This is a genomic window from uncultured Psychrosphaera sp. (assembly GCF_947500655.1).
Lineage (GTDB): Bacteria > Pseudomonadota > Gammaproteobacteria > Enterobacterales > Alteromonadaceae > Psychrosphaera.
Map to the genome: position 1 here is coordinate 202,636 of NZ_CANMSK010000001.1, position 21,181 is coordinate 223,816.

At 35.3% G+C, this 21,181-nt stretch carries 19 protein-coding genes; all 19 read right to left on the reverse strand.

Features of this window, described 5'->3' with window-relative positions; all coding sequences use genetic code 11:
- Window positions 1–245: 245 nt before the first annotated feature.
- The 19 genes from Q0940_RS00880 to Q0940_RS00970 all read right to left on the reverse strand — a co-directional run bounded on the left by Q0940_RS00880 (window position 246) and on the right by Q0940_RS00970 (window position 21,180).
- Window positions 246–1,499, reverse strand: a complete 1,254-nt coding sequence (locus Q0940_RS00880; protein WP_299262805.1) for a cyclopropane-fatty-acyl-phospholipid synthase family protein — start codon at window positions 1,497–1,499, stop codon at window positions 246–248.
- Window positions 1,500–1,589: 90 nt separating this feature from the next.
- Entirely contained in the window at window positions 1,590–2,441 is an 852-nt protein-coding gene (locus tag Q0940_RS00885; RefSeq protein ID WP_299262807.1) for a DUF1365 domain-containing protein, read from the reverse strand.
- A gap of 44 nt (window positions 2,442–2,485) precedes the next feature.
- Window positions 2,486–3,754, reverse strand: coding sequence for an FAD-dependent oxidoreductase (locus tag Q0940_RS00890; RefSeq protein ID WP_299262809.1), 1,269 nt, complete (start codon window positions 3,752–3,754; stop codon window positions 2,486–2,488).
- Complete coding sequence (locus Q0940_RS00895; RefSeq protein ID WP_299262811.1) at window positions 3,751–4,569, reverse strand: SDR family NAD(P)-dependent oxidoreductase; 819 nt, start codon at window positions 4,567–4,569, stop codon at window positions 3,751–3,753. The genes Q0940_RS00890 and Q0940_RS00895 overlap by 4 nt, the downstream gene beginning before the upstream one ends.
- Window positions 4,562–5,044 carry a nuclear transport factor 2 family protein gene (locus tag Q0940_RS00900; RefSeq protein WP_299262813.1) on the reverse strand — a complete coding sequence of 161 codons (483 nt, stop codon included), beginning with the start codon at window positions 5,042–5,044 and terminating at the stop codon, window positions 4,562–4,564. The genes Q0940_RS00895 and Q0940_RS00900 overlap by 8 nt, the downstream gene beginning before the upstream one ends.
- A gap of 62 nt (window positions 5,045–5,106) precedes the next feature.
- Window positions 5,107–6,567 (reverse strand): FAD-binding domain-containing protein, encoded by a 1,461-nt coding sequence (locus tag Q0940_RS00905; RefSeq protein ID WP_299262815.1) that lies wholly within the window; start codon window positions 6,565–6,567, stop codon window positions 5,107–5,109.
- An 80-nt stretch (window positions 6,568–6,647) separates the two neighbouring features.
- Window positions 6,648–7,610: a DUF523 and DUF1722 domain-containing protein gene (locus tag Q0940_RS00910; protein ID WP_299262818.1), complete on the reverse strand. Its 963-nt coding sequence runs from the start codon at window positions 7,608–7,610 to the stop codon at window positions 6,648–6,650.
- Between the two features lie 48 nt (window positions 7,611–7,658).
- Window positions 7,659–8,357, reverse strand: a complete 699-nt coding sequence (locus Q0940_RS00915; protein WP_299262820.1) for a ChrR family anti-sigma-E factor — start codon at window positions 8,355–8,357, stop codon at window positions 7,659–7,661.
- Entirely contained in the window at window positions 8,350–8,976 is a 627-nt protein-coding gene (locus Q0940_RS00920) for a sigma-70 family RNA polymerase sigma factor (RefSeq protein WP_299262822.1), read from the reverse strand. Before Q0940_RS00920 ends, Q0940_RS00915 begins: the two co-directional genes overlap by 8 nt.
- 282 nt (window positions 8,977–9,258) lie before the next feature.
- Entirely contained in the window at window positions 9,259–9,534 is a 276-nt protein-coding gene (locus Q0940_RS00925; protein WP_299262824.1) for an HU family DNA-binding protein, read from the reverse strand.
- Between the two features lie 305 nt (window positions 9,535–9,839).
- Window positions 9,840–10,676 (reverse strand): VpsP family polysaccharide biosynthesis protein, encoded by an 837-nt coding sequence (locus Q0940_RS00930; protein WP_299262827.1) that lies wholly within the window; start codon window positions 10,674–10,676, stop codon window positions 9,840–9,842.
- Window positions 10,676–11,395 (reverse strand): CpsB/CapC family capsule biosynthesis tyrosine phosphatase, encoded by a 720-nt coding sequence (locus Q0940_RS00935; RefSeq protein ID WP_299262829.1) that lies wholly within the window; start codon window positions 11,393–11,395, stop codon window positions 10,676–10,678. Before Q0940_RS00935 ends, Q0940_RS00930 begins: the two co-directional genes overlap by 1 nt.
- Window positions 11,396–11,434: 39 nt before the next feature.
- Window positions 11,435–13,630, reverse strand: a complete 2,196-nt coding sequence (locus Q0940_RS00940; protein ID WP_299262831.1) for a polysaccharide biosynthesis tyrosine autokinase — start codon at window positions 13,628–13,630, stop codon at window positions 11,435–11,437.
- Window positions 13,631–13,686: 56 nt separating this feature from the next.
- The gene (locus Q0940_RS00945) at window positions 13,687–14,250 is read right to left on the reverse strand and encodes a polysaccharide biosynthesis/export family protein (protein WP_299262833.1); all 564 of its coding nucleotides are present in this window, start codon (window positions 14,248–14,250) and stop codon (window positions 13,687–13,689) included.
- A 4-nt stretch (window positions 14,251–14,254) separates the two neighbouring features.
- On the reverse strand, window positions 14,255–15,496 hold the full coding sequence (locus Q0940_RS00950) for an outer membrane beta-barrel protein (RefSeq protein WP_299262835.1): 1,242 nt from the start codon (window positions 15,494–15,496) through the stop codon (window positions 14,255–14,257).
- A gap of 49 nt (window positions 15,497–15,545) precedes the next feature.
- Window positions 15,546–16,949, reverse strand: a complete 1,404-nt coding sequence (locus tag Q0940_RS00955) for an undecaprenyl-phosphate glucose phosphotransferase (RefSeq protein WP_299262837.1) — start codon at window positions 16,947–16,949, stop codon at window positions 15,546–15,548.
- A gap of 102 nt (window positions 16,950–17,051) precedes the next feature.
- On the reverse strand, window positions 17,052–18,461 hold the full coding sequence (locus tag Q0940_RS00960; RefSeq protein ID WP_299262839.1) for a phosphomannomutase: 1,410 nt from the start codon (window positions 18,459–18,461) through the stop codon (window positions 17,052–17,054).
- 63 nt (window positions 18,462–18,524) lie between these two features.
- Window positions 18,525–19,964, reverse strand: coding sequence for a mannose-1-phosphate guanylyltransferase/mannose-6-phosphate isomerase (locus tag Q0940_RS00965; RefSeq protein ID WP_299262841.1), 1,440 nt, complete (start codon window positions 19,962–19,964; stop codon window positions 18,525–18,527).
- Window positions 19,965–20,058: 94 nt separating this feature from the next.
- On the reverse strand, window positions 20,059–21,180 hold the full coding sequence (locus Q0940_RS00970) for a glycosyltransferase family 4 protein (protein WP_299262843.1): 1,122 nt from the start codon (window positions 21,178–21,180) through the stop codon (window positions 20,059–20,061).
- Window position 21,181: the final 1 nt, after the last annotated feature.

A 21,181-nucleotide genomic window follows, 5' to 3' on the forward strand; every position in this document is an offset into this window, starting at 1 on the left:
GTGGATCAAAAACAGTTTACAGTGTCGTAAATACAACAAATATCAACCGTATAATATTTTCTAAAGGTTGTTGCAGCTTGGGCAGGAATGGTAGTTGGTGTTATAGCTGTTTTAGTGGGGTTCAAAACACTTAAGAGATCATTTATTTGTACAAAAATAGTAAAGAAGCTATGTACTAAGTTACAGGAACCATTTTTTTGTCCCTGTAACTTAACTTGTTTAAAGGCCTAGTAACGTTCTAGAAACTAAGCTTTTCTAGCAACTAAATGGATTGCGCTAGTAGAACGTTCCAAAAATGCCCCTTCACAATATCCTAAATAATATAACCACAAGCGTTTAAACTTTTCATCATAACCAAAGGTTTGTAATTCATTCCACGAGCTTAAAAACTCAGTACGCCAGTCCGCTAATGTTTTAGCGTAATCCAAGCCAATATCATCCAACGACTCAATCACCATATTGGTATGTTTACTCATATGTTGGCTTAAGCTGGTAATTGACGGTAAAAAACCACCAGGGAAAATATAACGCTGGATAAAATCGACGTTATTTTTATAAGAATCAAATCGCTGATCTGCAATCGTAATTGACTGGATCAATAATTTACCTTCTGGTTTTAACCTGTCATTACACTGCTTAAAGAAGCTAGGTAAATATTCAAGACCAACAGCTTCAATCATTTCAACAGACACTACTTTGTCGTACTGACCTTCTAGCTCGCGATAGTCTTTTTTCAACAAGATAATTTTATCGCTTAAGCCTAACTCCTTCACGCGATTTTCAGCGTACTCGTATTGGGCATCAGAAATAGTAGTGGTGGTGACTTTACAGCCATAGTTTTGCGCGGCAAATATAGCTAACCCCCCCCAACCTGTTCCAATCTCTAGGAGGTGATCTGACGGAGATAACTCAAGTCGTTGGCATATAGTGTTTAACTTATGGATTTGCGCTTCAGCAAGTGAAGCCGTTTCACTTGGATAGATAGCTGAAGAGTACATCATTTCTGGGTCTAAAAAGCGCGTATACAACTCATTACCTAAGTCATAATGTGCCAATATATTCTTTTTTGAACCTGAATGATTGTTACGATTTAACTTATGGAATATCGAGTTTTTAAATCTGTTTAACCACGAAGTTTTACTTTCAATTTGATCCGCTTGTTCTTGGGATTTAGCAAATATACGAATAAGGTTAGTAAGGTCTGGTGTGCTCCACTTTCCTTCTATAAATGCTTCTGCAACGCCAATACTGCCACCTTTGATGAAGTCTTTATAAACACTTGGATCATGTATGTACATTTTTGCAGTTGGTGAAAGTCCATCATGACTCTCTGGATAAAAACTGTGCTGATGTTGCTCTTGGTTTGATTCAATAATTTCTATTTGGCCATATTCAATTTTTGCCAATACTGAAAAAACGATGCGTCTGCACTTTTGATCTAACCAAGTCGCTTTTTTTGTTATTGTACTTTCACTTTCTGTGGTGACAACCTGTTCCATAGAACACTCCTTTATACTGATCTTTTTTATCAATTTTTTATAGTTGTTTTTATAATTAGCTTTATTGTTAAGCGCTATTTTTCTTACGAGCTATTTCTTACGAGCTTGGTAACTGACAAAAGGTACCCGTTTAACAAATAATTTTATCGCCTGCCAATAAATTAACAGAACAATGTTTAGCGTCATGATAGGGAAACCTAACAAAACTTTGATTAACTGCGTTTTATTCAATGGTTTTTTCTTTAACGACAAGGTCGCATCAAAGACTTTACTGTCTTGTTCATTCTTATCTGCGTTTTTATCTACACTGCTATCTAAATTATGGTTTTCAATATGAATAGTTAATGCATCGCTTGTTTCACTTGGTTGCTTTATCCTCCAAATATATTCCATGTCTATCTCCATAAAAGGTGATACATGGAACTCTTTCTCTGTTGGTAGTAAATCGCCATTTTCTAAACGATCATTTAAATCTATCAGGTAATAGTGACGTTGATTCCAAGGTGTATTACTTACCTCAGCCAACATACAATTACATACGCCTTGAGCGTCATAACAAAAATAGAAATTAGCTGGGCTAAAATACAAACCAAAACAGCGTACTTGTACTAACATCACCACTTTTTCTATTTGGTAATTACCATCTAATTGTTTCACTTTTTCGGTAATACGTTGTTTAAGCGGAGTTAGATCTGTTTTATCTGTACTTTTTATATGAGCTTTTTTTAAAAAGCCTTTTTTTACATGCTGTTCTTTTAAATAGTCTTTTTGATTAAACCTAAGTGGATGTAACCAACGAGTACCAAATACGCCAAGGTTAAATTTCGGTTTTGAAACTTCATCGACATCTAGCGCCAACATATACAATGAATAACCAAACCTATTCACCTTTGGTGTAAAGCGCCTGTGCCTAACTTGGCCAACATAAATACTGCTTTTCATATTAACTATTTACTCAAATAATACTAACGAATACATCATCCAGTTTACACAGTTTTACCGTCTAAACTACAACCAAACCTTGCTGCAACCTCAACGGCACTTCTTACGCCATCTTCATGGAAACCGCTGTACCAATATGCACCAGCAAAATGTGTATTTTGCTTACCACAGATCATATTTCGTTGTTGTTGCGCTTTTATCGACTCAATTGAAAACACCGGATGTTGATAAGTAAACTCTCTTAAAATTTTATCTGGGTTTATCGACTCTTTTTGATTTAACGTCACGCAAAATGTGTGCTTAGTATCAAGTCCTTGTAATATATTCATATTATAGGTCACACTTGCAGGTTTTACCCTGTCATTAGTTAATTGATAATTCCAACTAGCCCATGCTTTTTTACGTTTTGGTAACAAGTTTACATCTGTATGTAGCACCACTGAGTTATCACTGTATGTCATAGCGGATAAAATCGTTTTTTCTTCTGTTGTTGCATCGCCAAGTAGTTTTAACGCTTGGTCTGAATGACACGCTATAACCACATCATCAAAGGTCTCAATACGCTCATCAGCAAAATGCAGCTGCACGCTGTTGTTGCCACGAGTAATTGACGTAATGTCAGCATTAACATAAATATTATCTTTAAATGGTTCACACAAAGGCGTTAAGTAACTTCTTGAACCATTTGGAATAACATACCACTGTGGTCTATCTGCAATATTTAATAATCCATGATTATTAAAAAACTGCACAAAGAAGCGGAACTGAAAACGTGACATTTGATCCAACGAACTAGACCAGATAGCCGCGCCCATTGGTAAAATATAATGCTCAGAAAAGTAATCACTAAATTTATGCTGTTGTAAAAAATCCCCTAACGAATAATCTTCAACAAAAACGCCAGATTTATAAGCTTGTTTGCATAGTTTATTAAACCTAAGGATCTCTTTAATTAGAAACCAAAATTTAGGATTTAAAATATTACGTCTTTGCGCAAATAAGGTATCTAAATTGTGTCCGTTGTACTCCAATTTACTTTGACAGTTATGCACTGAGAAACTCATTTCAGTTTCTTGTTTTTCTATGCCAATTTCATCTAACAATGCTAAAAAGTTAGGATAGGTTTTGTTATTAAAAACAATAAATCCTGTATCGATAGCAAAGCTCTGCCCTTCTAATTCCACATCAACTGTTGCTGTGTGCCCACCAATTATTGGGGCTTTTTCAAATACAGTTACGTTATGCTTTTTTGATAATAAATACGCTGCGGTTAAGCCAGAAACACCAGAACCTATAATGGCTATATTTTTCATTTTTTCGAATCCTTTGTATCGATATATTTGCTCTGCTCTTTCGAATTAGAGTCTTGTGGTAAATTGTCTTTTGAGTCAGTCTCACTTGAGTCGGAGCCACTTGAAATAAGTCGTTGCCAGATACCTGCTGGCAGCAATGAAAGAAGCTTTAAACTCAGTGTTAAACGTTTTGGAAAATGCAGATAGTTTTTCTTGGCTTGTACACCATTAAAAATTCTTGCAGCTGCGTCACTAGCATCAATAATAAACGGCATATTAAAGTGATTGACTGAGGTTAAAGGCGTACGAACAAAACCAGGATGAACCAAAGTGACACCAATATCATGTGCGGCTAAATCCACTCGTAAGCTCTTGGCTAAATAATCTACGCCAGCTTTAGATGCGCCGTATGCTTCAGCTTGAGGGAAAGGAACTATACTGGCGCTAGAGCTGATAAAGACAACTTGGCCGCCCTTTTTCACTTTAGGTAAAAAGAACTTTAATAAGCTACCTAACGAGATTAAGTTGGTATTGATAATGTCGGCAAAAAGCTCTGCATCAAAATTGATAGGATCTTGTATATAACGACAGTCACCTGCATTTAAAATAAGTACATCAAGCTCTTCATCAATACGTTCTGAGGCTGCTGTAATTTGCTCAATATTATTAACATCAAATTCTAAAGTTGAATAAGAAATTGCAGCTAGCTCAGCTAACTTTTGTTTATTACGTCCACAAGCAATAACGTTATGGCCAGATACAACATATCTATTCAATAACGCTTCGCCAATGCCAGAGGTTGCTCCGGTGATAAGTACATTCTTTTTATTAGGCATTAGCGGCCCTTTTTTTAATCCAAGTTATTAAGCGTCCAAGTAAAGGAATGTTTTCATATAGCATCTCGCCTAAGTCAATGTAGTCGCGGTGGTAAATGATCTTCCCTTCAAACTCTTTAAGATGAGAACTGCCAGTCACTGTGATTTTTTCACCACCTTTTAACTGCCTATGTTGGTATGTCATGGTCCAGTAAATAGCAGCTTCAAGTTCAGTTTCTACCACGTGATGAACGTTAAATTGGCAATAACTAACATTTTGGTACAAGCCATCAAAGTAGTTACTTAATGCATTAAAACCATGAATTTCATGAATAGGATCAATAAAGTCTACTTTTTCATGATAAATAGTATTGAGTAAGTGAAGATTATCTGTCGATAACTCATGGTAAACGTTAATAAAATTAGTTAGCCAAGCCGACTCTGTTAATACTGATACTTCAGTATTAACTTCTTTTTCCATATTTGTATCTGTCATTACCGTTTCCACCGAATTCCTTTATTAATCTTTTCATCAATAAAATTGAGTAATACACTCCTTTATTTATAAAAAGAAAGTGCTGCTTCTCTCGCTTCTTTATGATCAACAATTGCAGGCCAATACATATCCAAGTTCTGTTTTTCTATATAGCCATGTGGAAAGTGAATTTCTTTTGTTGGTACTTCCACAAGCTCTGGTACATATTTACGAATGAAGTCGCCGTTTGGATCAAATCTTTTACTCTGTAATATAGGATTAAATATTCTAAAGTAAGGTTGAGCATCACACCCAGTACTTGCAGCCCATTGCCAACCACCATTGTTAGCCGCTAAATCACCATCAATTAACGTTTGCATAAAGTACTTTTCACCACAGCGCCAGTCGATTAATAAGTGCTTAGTCAAAAAGCTCGCCACTATCATCCGTAAACGGTTATGCATCCAACCTGTTTGATTTAATTGCCTCATAGCTGCATCTACAATTGGGTAACCAGTTTGACCGTTACACCAAGCTTTAAAGTAAACATCATTATGTGGCCAAACTGCACCTTGGTATTTAAGGTTAAAACTTTGGTGTTTACATAACCGTGGATTATGGAAAATTAAGTGACGATAAAAATCACGCCAAATAAGCTCGTTCACCCAAGTAAATAAAGGTAAATCTGGAGCCATTAAAATATCTGGATAATGATTTAAAATAAGACGTAATAAATAACGAGGACTTATTGCTCCAATAGCCAAGTAAGGTGACAAACCAGACGTTGCTTTAATACCTGGGAAGTCTCGATCAGCATCGTAATAAGGTAATTTATCTTGAATGAAATCGGGGATAACTTGATGTTCAATAATATTAGCAAGTGGCCACGACTTTGACATAAGTATTTGATTAGCTGTCTGATCAGTTGCATCATCAGCTGTTTTATCTTCTGCTTTTGGTTTAGTTTTACTATCAAGATCCAATTTATCCTGACTAGCAGTCAAACTTACATCACTGTTTATTAACTTATGGAAATAATCAAAACCGTAATCACGAACGTACTTCAGCCAAGCTCGTTTAAATGGTGTAAATACTTTATACATTTCACCACTTTGGTTAAGCACTTTGCCTTTTGGCACAATCACATCTGACTCAAATAAGGTTAATTTGATCCCGTTATTTAATAATAATTGATCTCTAGCTTGTTCGTTAACTTCCAACTCTTGGTTTGCCACAAGTTCACAGTTGCCATTAGAGCTAACAAGCTCAGTTAAATATTTCCCCTGCTGTGCAAAGTCATCAAGTTCAACAATATCCAATTGAATATTAAGCTGCTTTAACTCAAACGCTAACAATTTCAGATGACGTTTAATAAGATCAATTTTTATCGCCGACCAATCATGCTTCAGCCACTGCTTTTCACAAACAAAAAAAATGGCTTTGCCTTGTATAGAGCCAGAGTCTGATTCAGAACGGTGAGTTAAAAAGTATTGTAAAGCAGGATTGTCATGGGTTCTTAAGTCGTTTCTAAACCACAATATCAAGATTGCACCTCAATTTTTATTAGGCTAATGAATGTTTGTCTAAGCTGTTAAAGCTAATCAATTAAAACAAAACGGCTAAATTAATAGCCGTATCTTAATTTTAAATCCGCAGGATAAGGATTAAGGTAAGTCTGCTGAATTAAATACTCTTTTGGGTGTTCCAACAAGTAATGTTTGATCAAAGCTAAAGGCACCATTAACGGCATCACGCCTTGTCTGTATTCATCTATAATATTGGTCAATTCTTTACGTTGTTCAGTATTGAGGTGATCAGAAAAGTAACCCTGAATATGCTGCAATGTATTGGTATGAGACTTTCGAGTCGCTTTAATTTTAAGCGCATCCATAAGTCCACTAATGTACAAAGCTGCCATATCTTCAACATCAATATCAGCACGCGCTAATAACTGCCCTAACGCTTTGTAAGCAGGAATATTGTGACTCATGACTGAATATTTGTGTTGGCTATGAAAAGTCATTAGCTTATGTTTAGTAACACCGCTGGCGACTAATTTGTGCCAACGTTTGTAAGTATAAATACGAGCAACAAAGTTTTCACGGATAATAGGATCGTTAAGACGTCCATTTTCTTCACAAGGCAGCAGAGGATTAGCTTTCATTATCTCGTTGGAAAACACACCAATTCCATTAGATTTTAATGAGTTGCCTTCCGGCGAATAAATCTTCACTCTTTCCATACCACAAGTTGGGCTATTGGCACAGAACACATAGCCAACCATATCTTTAGTTAGTTCAGCGACTTTTTTTCCATATTCAATTAACGGGTCGGTTACATCACCACTGCCATCAGGCTGAGCAACAATGATCAATTCGTCATGTTTTATTTGTCTAATCGTTGGACGAGGTATGGGTAAGCCAATAGCCACTTCAGGACAAAAGGCTTTATACGTGACATATTTACCAAGTTCGTTGATGCAAAAGTTAGACGGTTTATTACCCGAATCGTATCTGACTTTTTCGCCAAGTAAACATGCACTAATACCGATAGTTAATTCTTCTTTCGCAAATATTGATTCCGTCATATCCATTCCTTAACTAACAGCCTTAAATAGAAGCCCTAATAAATACATTTAGTAAATAAAAGAACCTATTGGGTTAAGTAGCTTGTTGATACCTTGAGTAAAATGCAACGAGTCACTTACTACGGTATAGCACAAACATCCCAATTCCGACATTGGCTGATGCTGATGTTTACCATCTAACACAATAAAGTCACCAGCAACGTATTCCCCCATATCGTCTTTAAAACTGCCTTCTAGTAACAAGGTGATTTCATAACCGTTATGAGTATGCTCTGGAATTGAACCTCCGGCTTCTATGCGTAATAAACTTGAATGGATATGCCCTTCATCAAGTAATATTCTAGAACGGCTTAGCTTGCCAATTTGAGCAGGTTTACCCAATGACATATGTTTCATTACGTTAGGCAATTCATACTCTACGCCACGCAATGTTATCGACACTGGCGTATCATCAACTTTTAATTCTGTTTCTGCTGGCATGTCAGTAATATTGTTGATCATACTTTGTGCATCAAAGTTATACTCAGGCTCGTCGCCTTTTAAACTCAAAACCTCAGAGCCAATACCAACAAGGGTATCCTCTTGAGCAAAACTTGTTTCTGCTGCATGTTTAGTTAATTCAATAATTTGGTTATTACATTTAGGGCAAAGATCAGCATGGATTTTTATGCCTGCAGAAATAGATGCAGGTAACTCACCATTTACATATTGTATTAATAATTCAATCTTAGGATGGTGATTAATCATTATTTACTCCTAACAATCCTCTGAGTTTAATTAACGCGAGTCTCAATCTGGACTTGACTGTACCAACTGGCAAATCAAGATGCTGTGCCAGCTGCTCTTGAGACATTTCCATAAAATAAAAGCCTTTTATGACTTCTTGCTGGTTTTGCGGCAATTTATCAATAACCGATAATATTTGTTTTTGCTCTAAGTGATCAGAGAAAGGTTCGTCGTCTACTTCAGCCATTTCTACCATTGGCCAAATATCATCACTTAAATTATCTTCTTTGTTTGATTGCAGCTTGCGTAAAATATCAAAAGTGACATTACGCATTATGGTGTATATCCAAGTCGTTGGAGCACCTTTTGACTCGTCGAATAAATGGGCTTTTTTCCAAACATTTGACATAGTTTCTTGTACAACTTCATTGGCTAAGGTTTTATTAGAAAGCTTTGACTTTGATATATTTAAAATCTTAGGGGCAAAAAAGTGAAACAATTGTGTAAATGCAGATTTATCTCTAGATGTGGCAACAGCATTTAACCACAAACAAATATCCGTGTTTTCTATTGGACTATGCATAGAGCTAATTATATGACCTGTTATTTTATTTGATAAGCTTGATTGTACAACTTGCATAAGACCTGTCCATAATTAAACACATAGTCAGCTATACGCAGTTAATTAAATTAAAGATCACTATTAAAGTATTTTTTTACATTTTTTAGTAAAGAGCTTTAAACCGTGGGGATTGAAGGATTGAAGGATTGAAGGATTGAAGGATTGAAGGCTTGAAGGCTTGAAGGCTTGAAGGCTTGAAGGCTTTAAGGTTTTAAGGTTTTAAGGTTTGAAGGAAATATTTTTACAGCAGAAATAAAAAACGCACCTAAAAAGGTGCGTTTATAATATAAAGATTTTAAATTAGCTATTACAAGCTTCTTTTAATCCTTTACCCGCTTTAAATGCAGGAACTTTTGCAGCAGCGATTTGAATAGCAGCACCAGTTTGAGGGTTACGACCCGTACGAGCGGCTCTGTCATTCACTTTGAATGTACCAAAACCAACTAAAGAAACATCACTTCCGCCAGCAAGCTCAGCTGTGATTGCAGCTGTAGTAGCATTTAATGCTTTTTCAGCATCAGCTTTTGAAATGTCTGCACCTAAAGATATGGCTGCGATTAGTTCACTTTTATTCATTTTTATTATTCCATTTATTTGAATTTGGAAAAAGAAATGTAAACGCTTAGCAAACAATAAGCAATAGCCAAAAGCCTATATATGCTAACTATTATCGTTTTTTATCGTTAATTTTATGATTTGGAGCAATTTTATCTAAAATTTTGAGAAATTTAATAAAACAAGTTATCAATGAGTGGTTAAATAATAAACAATCAAACTAAAAATAAAGACGATAAATAAATCTAATCAGCAAGAAATCTCCTTAATAACTAAAATTCATTACCATTGTTAATGGGGAAATATACAAAATAATTAACTAGAAATTAACCAGCACATAATTTTTTTATAGATGAATGACGGCCAAAATGTTTTAGCTTTTTATTTACTTTTATCAAAGTACAAAAAACATTTTCTTTTTTATACAATTTTACTCGTTCAATAAGTGCACTTCTATAATTAAACGAATAATCTTTATTATACGGTTGTATCATAGTCCGTGAAATTTGCTCTATGCCTTTGGCTTTTTGAATGATTGTCAGTTGTGGCCAAAATGCCATATAAATAGTCGATAAACCTAAATTAACTTCTGGCATATAAGGACCAAATTTTTCGGCTTTTTCTAGTGCTAACCAAAACTCATCATCAATTTGATTTAAATGCCATTTAGTCATTGCCAAATCAATCCAAGTATTAGCCCAAACAGGTCTAATTTTTAAACTTTGTTTAAATGAGTTTAGAGCTAAGTTAAGTAATTGAGGCTTTGGCATTATTTCTGAGTCACTCAAATTGAGCCCCCAAAGTAATACCTTACCTTTTATATCTAAATACAGTGGATGGTTTGGTTGCAACTCATTTGCTTTATTAATTGATTTGAATGCTTGTTGCCAAGATTTTACATTGAGTGTTTGTGGAGATTTATGCCAACTTATTAATAAATGATCTGCCGCATAATACTGAACATTAGCAATCCCGTATTTAACAGGAAAACTAATCGCAAATATTAATAAACTAAATATCACAACCAAAGCAGCTTTACGCATTAATATAGGCAAAGGCAATTTAGCTTTTGTTTTACTTGTTCTTTTCTTACGTTTTTTTATTGAGTCATTCATTGAGCCACTTATTGGAGCATTCATTGGATTGTCAGGAAGTGACTGCATTAGTTTATATCTAATAATAGTGCTGGATTATCATACACCAACTTATTCGCTTCAGCTTCACCAATAACGTTTGCTGCTACCGCAACCGCTTCAGTTAGCATTGGTGGACGACGTTTAATATTATGAGCATCACTGGCAATAAATTGTATAACGCCCATTTCAAGTAATTCTATTGATCTTGTGACACAAATATCACCAAAGTGACCTAATAGTGAACTACCGGTAACTTGGAATAAACAGCCTAATTGGATAAAAGGTTTAAGAACAGACATGTCTTTTTGCACATCCCTATTCCTTTCTGGATGAGCAATAATAGGAATAATATTTTTCTTAATTAGCCACTTAACCAACTTGTCTGAACCAATGGGAATATTACTATGGGGCATTTCAAGCAACAAAGCATCCATACCTTTCCATTTACCAATAAATGGAACATTCCCCTTTTCAATCATAGGCATAATATCTGGGCTAATTCTTACTTCAGCGCCAGAATAAACATTAAGTGGTATCCCCTGCTTCTCGAGTTCTACTTTAAATCCTTGTACAGCTTCATTGATAACAGCCAAGTTATTATTAAAACGTCCAATATTAATATGTGGCGTCAAAATAGAGTGCTTAATATTATTTTCAACAGCCAGTTTTGCTAATTCAATAGCTTCATCCATATCAGATGCGCCATCGTCTATGTTAGGTAAAAAGTGACAATGTATATCAATCATAATATTAAGCAGCTTATCTTAGGTATTTAAAAGTTAACCTTAATTGGTCTCATCAGAGTTATACGCATAGTAATCGTAATAACCATGATAGCCCTCATAATTCTCTTTTTTGCTTACGTCTACATAATTTAGTACAACACCAGCCAATTTAGCGTTTACTTCAAGCAAACGGCCAATACCATTTTTAGCGACTTTTTGGCGAGTATAATCCGCTCTAATAATATAAATTAAAGAATCAACATATTTTGATACAACCAACGCATCACTTACGGCTTGAGTTGGAGCCATATCTATAACAATTCTATCGTACTTAGTTCTAAAGTCTGCCAACAACTCAACAAATTTAGGTGACGATAATAATTCCAATGGATTTGGCGGGATCATCCCAGCGGTAAGCACGTCTATACCAGATTGCTCATCTTTATAAATACAGTCTTCTAACTTTTCTGTGCCAGCAATAAGATTTGCTAAACCTGGGTGATATGCAGGTAAACCAAATAGCTTACAAATAGAAGGTCTACGCATATCAGCATCAATCAACAACACACTTTCCATTTGAGCCATAGCAAAAGCAATGTTAATGGAGGTTGTGGTTTTACCTTCATTTGGTTGTGAAGACGTTACCTGAATAACTTGTTGTGCTTTATCTATATTAGTTAAAGTAAAGCTGGTCCTTAATGTTCTAATTGACTCAGAAAAAGCCCGCTGATCTTTTTTATAAAAACAATGCAAAGACAAGTCTTTATCTTTGTCATGTTTCACTAATGGGATTAAACCTAATAATCGTTGCCCCAGCTTATTTTCAATTTCTTCTGTTGTTCTAAACGAGTCATTTAATGCATCAATAACAAATACAAATACAACACCAACAGCTAATGAAGCAATAAAGGCTAATACAACTATTAATCCCTTTTTAGGTTTAGACGGTAAAATTGGAATGGATGCTCTGTCAGTAAATCTGGCATGAGCAGACTCAAAATCACTAGTAATAGACGTTTCTTTAGCACGTTCAATAAAGGTGTCATACAACTTACGGTTAGTAGAAACCTGACGTTTGAATCGAATGTATTTATTTTCAAGTTTTAAATTATGCTGGTGTTCAATACGCGTCGCTTCAATATCACTTTTAATATTTTTAATTCGCGTATTAGCCGCCGTTAATAGCTTTTCCGAGTTTTCAGCTAAATTAATAATTTCGGCATTAATACGGTCATTAATGGCAACTAGCTCAGCTTTGGCAGAATACATTTTAGGATGTTTAGGGCCATATACTTGACCTAAATCTGATAATTTACGCTGAACCGCAATCTGATCTTGTTTAAAATCTTGAACGGTTTTATTGGAGGCTATAATTTCTAAACCCGCGAGTTCAGATATATCTTTTGCTCCATTACTTTTAAAAATCTCATTAACACTGTTTATTTGAGCTTTAATCTGCTCTTCTTCAATTAAACGTTTTTGTAATGCTTGTAAACGTTCACCAGTGATCTCAGCTACACCATTTATAACGGTTAATTCATTTTCCGTTATAAAATTTTGTAACTCATCTTCAGATAAGCGCAAGTTTTCTTCTAATCCCTCAAGGCGACTGTTTAACCAAACTTCCGCTTTTTTAGTCACATTATTTTTTGAGGTTATATAATTTTGTATATATGTTTCGCCCAAAGTATTAGCAATATCTGCTGCTAATTTAGGATCTTCAGATTCAAATGTAATATTAACTAATTGAGTTTTTCTAATTGGGGATATAGACAACTTTTTAACAAAAACATCTAATATTTGATGATTTTTAATACGCTCAATATCTTCTTCAGATAGAACATCACCGCTATTGGATAGACCTAAAACACTTTTAATCCAACCTTTTAAACTAAAACTAGATGGGTCTCCGGCAAATTCTATTTTATCTTTTAAAGACATATCTTTAATTACTTTCTCAGAAAGTGATTTAGATTTTAAAATTTCAAATTGCGTTAAAAAGTATTCTTTCTGTGCCGAATTAATACCATAAACATCTTCAATTGACACGGCTTTAGCTGCTTCAGCTTCAATTAAAAGCGTTGCCGTAGATTGATAACTTGGTGTAATAGACATAACAACTACGATAGTAAATAACGTAATTGCCATCGCAAAACTAAGGATTTTAAATTTTGATTTATTTATTACTTTCCAGTATTGACGTAAATCTAAAACTTCTTCATTTGCCTTCGTTGGCAGAACAACTGGATCACTCATTTTTTTATTCCATTTCTACGCCTATTAAGGCGCTTTAAAATACAAAGTTAACACTATTAAAAAAAACGTTTTTCTATATAAAGTGTATCACCAGGCTCAATATCCGTTGATAACTCAACTAATACTCTATTAGTCTCAAGTTGACCTTCTTTTACAAGATACAATTTATCATTTGCCGCACGTTCAGTGAAACCGCCCGCCATAGAAATAGCCTTGTTAACGGTAAAACCAGGTTCAAATGCAAAACCACCAGGTTTATCTACTTCACCGTGTACATATATATTTCTATATTTAAGAATATTGACAGAAACGGTAGGATTTATTAAATAATCCCCTTTTAGCTTTTGCTGTATTTCTTTTTCTAAATCTGACTTGGTTGAACCAACAGCCAACACTTCACCAATAAACCTAAAATTGATTTTACCGTCAGACGTTAATATGGTTTTTAAAAATAAATCTTCCTGTCCAAAAACAGTGATCTCGATTTCATCTCCAGCTCCAAATACATAACTTGGCTTCGACTGAGCTGCATAACTAGAAAATCCAATTAGCAGAACAGTTAAAACCAAAATATTTAGAACTAAAGAAGCCCAATTAAATGGGCTCTTTAGTGTTTTCATTTTATTACATACCAACTGTTACGTTTATACCAACAACATTTTGAGTAAATCCAATACCCGCAGTTGTTGACGTTCTTTCCATGTTACTCAATGAACCCGTTACTAAAACGTTAGATCTGAATGCATAATCTAAGTTAGCACTAAACATAGATGTTTCATCTGCTCGGCCATCAGCAGTTCCACCTACATAATCTTCCGTGTTCAAGCTATATGAAAGACTTGCATCAACTGCATCACTGAAGTTATACATCCAGCTAGCTGAGTAAACCGCATCTTCAATATAATCACCTACAACACTTGGATCTTTAGCTGCTGATGACGTAGTCAATGTAAAAGTTGAGAATGTAAACGGTTGGTATTGAATATTACCTTCCCATGCTAAACCACTAAAATCATCTCTTGCATCAGTTTCAAATGCTTTATTCTGTATACCAACTTTAAATGAGCCAGACGTTAACGCCGTTGCTTCCCATTTTATACCAACTAAAGCTCTTGCATCATCGCTGTCACGACTTGAACCTGAATCTTCGTAACGAATTAATGAATCTGATACTTCAATAAATAACTCACCGCCAGCACCCGTTTGGAAGTAAAATGCGCCACCAAGTTTACTAGAGGTAAAATCCTTACCTTCAGTTAAATCAGTAATCACACCATTAGTCACAGATAAAGATTCATCATAAGCTTTATCATTAATAAGCCCAGACAATTCAATACGTCCGTTACTTTCTTTAAGTCCATAACTGTAATTGGCCGAAAGTGACATATTAGAATATAGAGTTGGCTCACTGATAGCATCAGCATTACCTTCAGAATTACCTGTACCTCTAGGCTCATGCCCACCAGTGTATCCTGCTGCTAGATCTAACGCTGTATAGGCAGAAAGTCCTAAATTCGCAGATAACCCTACATTGTGGTCAAAATAGTTATCATCTTCAGAGTCAGCGTATGTTCCACTTACTCCAGAATAATTGAAACTATAAACATTAACACCATCATCCAAAACAGCATTTACGGCTGGATTTATAACGGTCACCAAGCTAGCAATTTCATCTTCAGTTTGGAACGTAACATTATCATCGTTCTTTAATGCAACTGATATTGTTGGAGTAATGTTAATACCATTATCCAACGGTATTGCAGCTGGTGAAAACGTTTGGTTTGCATGTACGGCTCCGCTTGCAACCAAGACACTTAAAAGTGATAAGCGGTAAAGACTTTTGTTTCGTTTTATATTATTAACCATAGCAAGATTCCATCTTTTAGTGTTGTATGCACAGCTTTATAGTTAAGCTTTAGTGCACGTTTTTATTGTTAAACTCTCTCAAAATAGTCAAAAAAATTATTTTCATATCTAAAAACAATGACCATTCTCTTATGTATTCTAAATCAAATTCTATTCTTTTTTTCATTTTCTCTAGTGTGTCAGTTTCTCCACGCCATCCATTTATTTGCGCCCAGCCGGTAATGCCAGGTCTAACTTTATGTCGTAACATATAAAAGTCGACCAACTTCCTATACTCTTCATTATGAGTTACTGCATGAGGTCTTGGGCCAACTATTGACATACGTCCTTGTAAAACATTAATAAACTGAGGTAATTCGTCCAAAGAGGTTCTTCTTAAAATAGCCCCCAGCTTAGTAATTCTTGCGTCATTTTTTGTGGCTTGTTTAACTACATCACCATTATCTTGAGTAGTCATTGATCTAAACTTATAAACTTTTATCTGCTTTCCGTCTTGCCCATAACGAATTTGTCTAAACAAAACAGGTCCTTTTGAGTCCAATTTTATTAATAAAGCAATGATCAACATTGGAATGGCGATCAGTAATAAAATTAATGCTGCACCAATAAAGTCTTCAATACGCTTTATTGTGGACTTTATGCCACTAAATGGGGATGAATAAACACTAATGGTTTGAACTTTCCCAACTTGTCCAATACTTGAATTTATTAAATTAAACATAAAAAAGTCAGGAACAACATGCACTTCCACAGTCGTATCACCTAACTTTAATAAAATGTCTTTAATTCTGTCTTGTGCAGACATAGGCATTGCTATATAAACAATGTCAACGCCCCCATTTTTAGCAAGATCTATACCTTCATCTATAGAGCCTTTCACAAAGGGAGAATACGTTGCAGATAAACGTTCAGGGACTCTATCGTCATAAAAGCCATGAAAATCTAAACCTATTTCTGGATTTTCAAATAACTCTTCAACTAAACGGCAACCGGAATTGGTAACACCTAAAACAGCAATTTTTCTAGAGTTATAACCTTTTTTTCTAATCGCTATTAAAAACGCTTTAAAAAGTGTTCTCCATAGCATTAATTCAATAACAACAATAACGGACCAAACACCGACAACAACTCGTGAGAGATCTGTACTTGTTTTTGAGAAAAACAAGAAAGTTAAAAATACAAAGCTAGTTAAAAACCAAACGGTAAGAGTATAGAGCAGCATTTTATTGGTTTTAGTTGTTCTCCATGAACGATACAAACCAAACATTTCGCCTAGAAACGCAAATGAGATCATAGCGATAAAGCTTAAAATCAAATAGCGTTCAGAGAATGGAATATCATAAAAATGACAAACAAACTGAAGAGTAAAATGAATTATAATGAGATCAATAGCACGATACATCAACGTAAATTGAGCGGTATGGTTCTGAATAATCCCTTTTTTTGTATCCATTATTTTTTACCTTATTATTTTGTATATATTTTACACTAAACGGTAACTTAATCACATGAAAATATTGAATAAACTAGCAAAATATTGTTACTTATTTTTGACTTAATTTATTAATAAAGTTAACACTTTACTGACATAATTTTGTGCTGATGTCATAGTGTCAGCTTCACTGTAACATCTTAATTCTGGAGCATTTCCAGATGGTCTCAAATGAATAATGTCGCCATTATCTAGTGTTATCCTTAAGCCGTCTGTAGAGTCCACATTTTTAACGGTATTATTTTCAAAACCCAATGTTGTTAACAATCCTTGAGTATGTGTTAAACCATAATTAATTATTTCTCGACTTTTAGATGTCGCAAAATTTTTAACTCTGTCACTATAAGTGTAACGTTTTGGTAATAAACCTACAGAAGCTGTAATTTTTTTATCATCTGACATCAACATAATTGCTGGCAAAACGGCATCACGTGTTGGCAATGCTTTTAACACCTTATTATTAATTGTAATATCGCTTCCCAAAAGGAAACCGCCATTAGCTTCAAAGCCAGCAATACTTGACTTACTTTTTGCTAAATTAGCAAATTCAGCAATAACATAAGGCGAGCCGATTTTAGTTCTAACTACAGTTTCAAATAAACCACTTAACTCTATAGCTGTATTACAACTAACAGGAACCGCAAGCGCTTCAATTTTAAGAGCTTTGGCACACAACACACCTAAAATATCACCTCTTAACCAATCTCCATTTTCATCAGCTACCAATGGTCTATCACCATCACCATCCGTTGAAAATATGGCATCTAACTGATATTCATCAGACCATTTTTGTGCTTTAACTTTATCTTCTTCTGACACAGCCTCAGTATCTATAGGAACAAAAGTGTCTGTTCTTTCCAGCGATATAACTTCTGCACCTAAAGACTCAAATAAAGGTTTATATAAATCACGACCAGAGCTTGAATGCTCATAAATACCAATACGTTTTCCTTGCAAACAATTGTCATTAAACAACTCGGTATATCGCAATTTATAACGTTCGCCCGCAGATAAATCCGCAGACATTTCTGGTATCTGTTTAATTGAATTAAAGGTAGAAATATTTGACAATATATCGAGTTCATCCTGCTTAGATATTTCTCCATCTGGGCGATAAAACTTAAGTCCATTTCTGTCAAACGGAATATGACTACCCGTTATCATAATGGCTGGCATATTGTCTTCCATAGCTGAATACGCCAAAGCCGGTGTAGGTAACACGCCATAATAAATTGGTATGATCCCAATCTGCTCAAGTACCGCTGCACAATTCATTGCCATCTTATAACTGCTTGGACGATTATCTATTGCTAACGCTAAATGGGTAAACTTAAAGTTTTTGGTAATAGCGTTTACAAAGGCAACTGTAAATGCAGCACAAACATCTGCGGTAAAGTCTGTAACTAAACCTCTTGCGCCACTGGTACCAAATTTAACATCACTATTTTTTAATACTTCTGCTGATATCAACATACTCATTCTCTTTATTATTAGCTTTAAGTGTGTTTAATTTGAGCTATATAACTAGCCCCTGCTCTACTTACCAATACGTCCATATCTATCTTCAAAACGCACAATATCGTCTTCACCTAAATAAGAACCAGCTTGAACTTCAATTAGCTCTAAGTCGACCTTACCTGGGTTCTCCAGCGCGTGAACAATACCAATTGGAATATAAGTAGATTGATTCTCAGTTAACAAGATCTTCTCTTCACCATTTGTCACCATTGCCGTTCCAGAAACAACAATCCAATGTTCAGCTCTATGGTGATGCATTTGCACAGACAACTTAGCGCCCGGCTTCACAGTAATGCGTTTAACTTGAAAACGATCACCATTATCTACCGAGTCATACTTGCCCCAAGGGCGATAAACTTCTCTATGTAAAGTAGCTTCAGGGCGCTGTTCACTTTTAAGTTTATTAACAATCTCTTTTACTTTTTGCGACTCATCTTTATGAGCAACAAGTACTGCATCTTTTGTATTAATAATCACTAAATTATCAACACCTACCGTAGCAACCAATTTGTCTTCTGTAACTACAAGTGTATTGGTGGTATTTACCGCCTCAACATCACCTTTAAATGCGTTACCGTAAGTATCCTGTTTTGACACTTCCCATAATGCAGAAAAACCACCAACGTCATTCCAACCAGCATCCATTGGGATCACAACAACATCATCGTTACTGTTGTCACTGCAGAGTGGTTCCATTACCGCATAATCAATAGAGTCATCAGGGCAAACTTCAAATGCAGCTTTATCTATACGGATAAAATCAAGATCAGTACTTTGTACTCTCATCGCATTATCACAAGCGGCGTAAATATCTGGACGGTGTTTTTTTAATTCATCCAAATAACGACTCGCTTTAAATAAGAACATGCCACTGTTCCAATAATAATCGCCACTTTTTACATATTCTTTTGCGGTTTTCTCGTCTGGTTTTTCAACAAATTGATCAACAACATAACCGTTATTTGAGCCGGTTGCTGCTTGCCCACGTTTAATATAGCCATAACCCGTCTCTGGTTTATTAGCCACAATACCAAACGTAACCATTTTACCTTGCTCGGCAAACTCAGCGGCTTGTTTTACTGATTCAGTAAATGCAACGTCATCATCAATTACATGATCAGCCGCTAATACCAGCAATAAAGGATCATCTCCAGTTTCCACCGCTTTTAACGCCGCTAGCGCAATGGCTGGTGCGGTATTTCTACCAACTGGTTCCAAAAATATGCCTGAGTGTTGCGCATTTATTTGACGTACTTGTTCAGCAGCAATAAAGCGATGCTCTTCATTACAAATTAACATTGCAGGGGCATGTTCAATATCAGCCAAGCGCGTTAACGTTGCTTGCAGCATAGTTTGTTGTGAGTCACCCAAAGCCAAAAATTGCTTTGGGTAATTTCCACGAGAAAGCGGCCATAAACGAGTGCCAGAACCGCCAGCCATAATGACAGGTAAAATCATAATCAAATTCCTTCTACTTTAGATTTACAAATGGTTTAAATACCATTTGGTGTGCTTTGTACGACCAGCCTCAAAGCACTTTTCTATAAAATAATTAAATATTTTCTAATTCAAAATGTTGTTTAAGTTTTTCATCAACAAAGTTCTCTATTTGCGATTTAAAACGCTCTGTTGAAAATGTTTCAGCGTGTTTTCTAATATTCAGCGGATCATACTTATCATTCAATTCAAACTTTGAAACCGCTTCTATTATTGAAGGCACATCTTGTTTATCAAAGAAAACACCACTTACACCATCTTTTACCGTTTCTAAAGAACCACCTTTACCATATGCAATAACAGGCGTCCCACAAGCTTGAGCTTCAACAGGCACAATGCCAAAGTCTTCTTCTGCTGCAAAAACAAATGCTTTTGCATCTTCCATGTGCTGTTTTAAGACAGCAAATGATTGATAACCAAGAAGCGTTACATTATCGCCGGCTTTAGCTTTAATCTTTTTCATATCAGGGCCATCACCAATAACAATGAGTTTTTTATCAGGCATTTGAGTAAATGCCTCAACAATTAAATCAATTTTTTTGTACGGCACCATTCTGGAGCAAGTAAAATAAAAGTCTTTTTTCTGCTCTTGTAAATTAAAATCATCAACCGCAACATTAGGATAAATAACAGTTGCATCACGGCGGTAAACTTTCTGAATACGACGAGCTATAAAATTTGAATTTGCAATAAAATGATCAACGCCAAAAGAAGAACGTATATCCCAAATACGCATTTTGTGTAATATCCAACGGGTTAGCATGCTTTTAAAGCCACGTTCCAAATTTGATTCTTTTAAATACTGAGTTTGTAAGTCCCAAGCGTATCGCATAGGCGAATGGCAATAAGAAACATGCATTTGATCTGGCCCCGTAATAACGCCTTTAGCTACACAATAACTACTGCTGATAACTAACTGATATTCAGACAAATCAAACTGCTCAACAGCCACAGGCATTAGCGGGAAATATCCACGGTATTTCTTTTTAGAAAACGGAAGTTTTTGAATAAAACTCGTTGTTATTTTTCGCCCCTTAAGCCACGGCGTTTTGTCTTGATCCATAAAGCAAACAACAGTGAAAATATCGGCTTGTGGATAAATATCTAATAACGCTTCTAATACTTTTTCAGCTCCGCCAGCATCTACTAACCAGTCATGTACAATTGCAACTTTCATT

Bases quoted from the DNA above. Each gene is read 5' to 3' on its own strand.
- Q0940_RS00880 (WP_299262805.1), bottom strand. From the start codon at position 1,499: ATGGAACAGGTTGTCACCACAGAAAGTGAAAGTACAATAACAAAAAAA.
- Q0940_RS00885 (WP_299262807.1), bottom strand. From the start codon at position 2,441: ATGAAAAGCAGTATTTATGTTGGCCAAGTTAGGCACAGGCGCTTTACA.
- Q0940_RS00890 (WP_299262809.1), bottom strand. From the start codon at position 3,754: ATGAAAAATATAGCCATTATAGGTTCTGGTGTTTCTGGCTTAACCGCA.
- Q0940_RS00895 (WP_299262811.1), bottom strand. From the start codon at position 4,569: ATGCCTAATAAAAAGAATGTACTTATCACCGGAGCAACCTCTGGCATT.
- Q0940_RS00900 (WP_299262813.1), bottom strand. From the start codon at position 5,044: ATGACAGATACAAATATGGAAAAAGAAGTTAATACTGAAGTATCAGTA.
- Q0940_RS00910 (WP_299262818.1), bottom strand. From the start codon at position 7,610: ATGACGGAATCAATATTTGCGAAAGAAGAATTAACTATCGGTATTAGT.
- Q0940_RS00915 (WP_299262820.1), bottom strand. From the start codon at position 8,357: ATGATTAATCACCATCCTAAGATTGAATTATTAATACAATATGTAAAT.
- Q0940_RS00920 (WP_299262822.1), bottom strand. From the start codon at position 8,976: ATGCAAGTTGTACAATCAAGCTTATCAAATAAAATAACAGGTCATATA.
- Q0940_RS00925 (WP_299262824.1), bottom strand. From the start codon at position 9,534: ATGAATAAAAGTGAACTAATCGCAGCCATATCTTTAGGTGCAGACATT.
- Q0940_RS00930 (WP_299262827.1), bottom strand. From the start codon at position 10,676: ATGCAGTCACTTCCTGACAATCCAATGAATGCTCCAATAAGTGGCTCA.
- Q0940_RS00935 (WP_299262829.1), bottom strand. From the start codon at position 11,395: ATGATTGATATACATTGTCACTTTTTACCTAACATAGACGATGGCGCA.
- Q0940_RS00940 (WP_299262831.1), bottom strand. From the start codon at position 13,630: ATGAGTGATCCAGTTGTTCTGCCAACGAAGGCAAATGAAGAAGTTTTA.
- Q0940_RS00945 (WP_299262833.1), bottom strand. From the start codon at position 14,250: ATGAAAACACTAAAGAGCCCATTTAATTGGGCTTCTTTAGTTCTAAAT.
- Q0940_RS00950 (WP_299262835.1), bottom strand. From the start codon at position 15,496: ATGGTTAATAATATAAAACGAAACAAAAGTCTTTACCGCTTATCACTT.
- Q0940_RS00955 (WP_299262837.1), bottom strand. From the start codon at position 16,949: ATGGATACAAAAAAAGGGATTATTCAGAACCATACCGCTCAATTTACG.
- Q0940_RS00960 (WP_299262839.1), bottom strand. From the start codon at position 18,461: ATGTTGATATCAGCAGAAGTATTAAAAAATAGTGATGTTAAATTTGGT.
- Q0940_RS00965 (WP_299262841.1), bottom strand. From the start codon at position 19,964: ATGATTTTACCTGTCATTATGGCTGGCGGTTCTGGCACTCGTTTATGG.
- Q0940_RS00970 (WP_299262843.1), bottom strand. From the start codon at position 21,180: ATGAAAGTTGCAATTGTACATGACTGGTTAGTAGATGCTGGCGGAGCT.